The 536-nt window shown below is 67.9% G+C and carries 1 protein-coding gene; it reads right to left on the bottom strand.

Annotated elements, in window-relative coordinates; all coding sequences use genetic code 11:
- A partial coding sequence (locus AC1DSF_RS30660; protein ID WP_478184080.1) for an NB-ARC domain-containing protein occupies positions 1–330 on the bottom strand: 330 nt, incomplete at its 3' end.
- Between the last annotated feature and the right edge of the window lie 206 nt (positions 331–536).

Consider the following 536-nt stretch of genomic DNA (forward strand, 5'->3'; position numbering starts at 1 on the left):
GTTCGCCTCACCGCTGCCGACCTCCAAGTGCAGCCTCCGGGCCAGTTCGACCAGGACCTGCCGGATCTGCTGCGGCTGCTCGGCGGAAATCCACCACACGACCTGGTACTCGTGCATGTGCTTGTAGACGTACTCGACCGCCAGCTGCGACTTGCCGACCCCGCCCATGCCCTGGAGCGCCTCGGGAAGGACCGCGGTGGTCCCCTCCTGCAAGCGGGCGTGCAATTGCTCCAACAGGAGCCCGCGCCCGGTGAACGCACGGTTCCGCGGAGGCACGTTGCCCCAGACCGGCGGCGGCTTGAGCGCCATTTCGGTGGACCTGGCGGCCATCGGCTGCACGCCACTCACGGACACGTTCCCTCCAACTGATTCTGTCGTTTCCTCCGCGAGGATCGACGGGGGGTCCCCAGGTGAGACGGGGACGTCAGCCGATTCCTCAGGGTAGCCACTGTTCGTGTCGATCGTGCGACCATCAGTGACCACGGCCGCCCCTTGTGCGGGGTGGTTCACTCGGGCAGGCGAAGGGGCGGCGGCGG

This window comes from Variovorax sp. 01N429 (genome assembly GCF_056399425.1).